Annotated in this window: 5 protein-coding genes; all 5 read left to right on the top strand. The window is 48.2% G+C overall.

What is annotated here, in order from left to right; genetic code table 11:
* The first annotated feature begins 108 nt into the window (after positions 1–108).
* Positions 109–480 (top strand): c-type cytochrome, encoded by a 372-nt coding sequence (locus KDK19_RS09185; RefSeq protein ID WP_257253175.1) that lies wholly within the window; start codon positions 109–111, stop codon positions 478–480.
* A gap of 142 nt (positions 481–622) precedes the next feature.
* A complete protein-coding gene (locus KDK19_RS09180; protein WP_257253173.1) occupies positions 623–1,168 on the top strand; it encodes a hypothetical protein in 546 nt (181 codons plus the stop codon).
* A gap of 196 nt (positions 1,169–1,364) precedes the next feature.
* Positions 1,365–1,892 (top strand): hypothetical protein, encoded by a 528-nt coding sequence (locus KDK19_RS09175; RefSeq protein WP_257291793.1) that lies wholly within the window; start codon positions 1,365–1,367, stop codon positions 1,890–1,892.
* Positions 1,893–2,042: 150 nt separating this feature from the next.
* Positions 2,043–2,348 (top strand): hypothetical protein, encoded by a 306-nt coding sequence (locus KDK19_RS09170; RefSeq protein WP_257255397.1) that lies wholly within the window; start codon positions 2,043–2,045, stop codon positions 2,346–2,348.
* 50 nt (positions 2,349–2,398) lie between these two features.
* Positions 2,399–2,705: hypothetical protein (locus KDK19_RS09165; protein ID WP_257291792.1), on the top strand; the 307-nt coding region annotated here is incomplete at its 3' end.

The raw sequence follows: 2,705 nt of genomic DNA, 5'->3' as shown, positions 1-2,705 counted from the left end.
TGGTTTACCCGCAGGGGACTTTCACCCCATAAGTTCATGCCCATGCCGGGCGTACTACCTGGCTCTTATCTCCATTGGGTGATTTAGAGAGGTCTCTTGGGAAACATTATGAACATTAAGCCCTGGCTGCCAATCAGTCTGTTCTCTGCTGTTCTGCTGGCCGGGTGCGACCTGTCAGGAAACAAAAGCTCTGAATTTCGTCCGGTTGAAATGACTCCGAGACTGGAAGCTGCGAAAAATAAGGCCCTGGCTCTATGCTCCGGATGCCACGGCCCCAGCGGCATAGGCACGGCTGACATCAATCCTAATCTGGCCTGCCAGAAGAAAGTCTACATGGTGAAGCAGCTGAATGATTATCGGAAGGGTCAGCGTGGCAATCATATCCCCATGATCAATATTGCCAGGATGCTGACCGAGGAAGAGGTAGACGCCATTAGTGAGTGGTATTCGCTGCAAAGATGCCCCAACGACTCCTTGTAGGAGCCTGATAAAAGGCTCCCTCTCTCTTCAGGGAAGAAGTTAGCCATACTGACTTATCGGTCAGTGACCTGTCTTTTCACCCTATGCCATACTTTTCGTCGTGAAAAACCAACCTACTCATGGATTATCAAGGAGGTATGCCATGACTCACGGAATAGAGGCAAAGTGTTCACCGCCACCAGCGCTTCAGGCTCGCGTGATAAATGAAAAGCTCACTGATCAGCTGGCGGAAAAAACCGCTAATGCTCTGATTTCGGCTGGAGGCAAAGCGCTTGAACAAGTGGGGGCAAGAGCCAAAAAAACCTTTATGGGGCTGTCTGTGGACAGTATCAAAGTCCCGACCTTCATAAAGGACAAGATTCAATCCATCGGAACCTCCAAAGCCTGGAAGAGCCTCACGCAGTACTGTGTACGCATTAATGAATCCTGGGGCACCGTTGCCCGCTGGGGCATGGGTGGAGCACTGATCGGGAGCTTGCTCTTTGGATCGACGTTGGGAGCTGCGTTTGGCATGGGTGCGGGCGGTGCGGTCGGACTTTATAACGCCACCAGTACTTGGTTAGACGTTACCAAACAACAGGAGCAGGCCGACCAGGACGCCGCCAAACTGCAAAGATACATGGATCTTTATGGAGATATTAATCCTGATGAGCCTTACCAACTGATACCAGAGCATGTTCACAATTAAAAGGATAATGCGTGGCATTTTGCCAATGCCACGCTTACCCCTTCAAGAGTGACATTTCACACTGAACCCGTGAACTTTTTTTCCCGTTGATTGTCCAAATGATCAACCTGTCAACGAGTGAGTTATTATGAGTTTCGGATTAACACCAACAAGCGCTGCTAAAAACAGTACGACACCTCAACCGCAGCTGTATTCTGTGGCTGAGTTCAATTCAGAAACGACAACGAATCAATCTGCCTTGAAACAGGAGGTCACAAGGTATGTTTCATCCGCTGAATATTCTCATGCACATGCGCAATCAGGCCCAAATATTAGAGACCGGAGAGCAACTTCTGCCAAGGTGTCTTTTGCTCAAGCGTTTCAGCACCCGACAGAAAACACGGGAAGTGCGAATACTCCGCCAACTGGCTCAATCAATGATTTCAATAGGGTTTGTGAGCAGATCATAAAAGATTGTCCGGATTCAAGGAAAGATGACCTAACGAAGGCCTTTCAGCGTCTGAAATCACTTATGGAAAATGCTCCCCCGAGTTCGGAAGCCCTTTTGCAAATGGCAAATTGTCTCAGAATGATCGGCAAAAGTGAGCAAGAGTGTGAGGCGTGGTTCGAAAAAGCACTAGTCCTTGCCCCCAGCGTCAGACAAAAAAACTGGGAAGTGAGTTTTTCGCAAAACAATGAATCGGCAATCCTTCAGATATTGCGCGGTTTCACTGAACAACCATGAACTTTCAACCTTTGAAATCAGGGAGTCTCTGTGCTCCCTTTCTTGCATACCCCTGTCTCAATTAACCGTTATAAAAGATCCTGCTTTACTTTGACCGAATTTAACCGATCTACACTGAAGATAAGAAAACACACGAGCTGAGGAAGTCCCATGAATGATGATACCGTCAAGAAACTGGCCCTGATGATTGCCGCTAACTGCACCCGTAATTCGGTCCTGGAAGAGGCTGAAAAAGCCAAAGCTATCTCAGAAGAGCAGATGACACAGTTTAACCATCAAATGTCCAACCGTATCTATACTTTCCTGACGTATCTTCTGAATAAACCGGCCGAAGAGTATTCGGTCATGATTAAAGAACTCTCAAAAAACTATCCCGAAGCCTGGGCCCTGCCCGATCTGGATAAGAGCCTGATCAATGCGGTAGCGCAGTCCTCTCTTCCGTCTTTACCCCATTGAGCCACAAACTGATCTATCTTGAAATGTTTTAAATAGATACAGAAATGGCCATGAACCTCAGCTCTTATCAATGTTATAAGCCCTCGCTGTCGGGGCTTGTACTAAGTCTCCTCCTGACTGCCAGAGCTCTGGCTGCTGACCCGGCATTAAGCCAGCAACAGCTGGAATCACTGTCGGCTCTGCTCTTAGCAACAGGCACTCCCCACAGAAAAGAATTTAACTCTATGGTCGAAGCCACACAGCAGTGGCGGAGAAAACCCGGGCAGGAGCGCTGGGAGGTGGGAGACCTGAAGCTTTCTGATGAACAGAAAAAAAAGGTGATGATGCACCTGAAAGCCCTGGGCTTAATCTATAAGC

Source organism: Endozoicomonas sp. ONNA1 (assembly GCF_024606325.1).
Taxonomy (GTDB): domain Bacteria; phylum Pseudomonadota; class Gammaproteobacteria; order Pseudomonadales; family Endozoicomonadaceae; genus Endozoicomonas_A.
The sequence above is the reverse complement of the archived record's forward strand: the minus strand, read 5'-3'. Positions and strand labels throughout refer to the sequence as shown.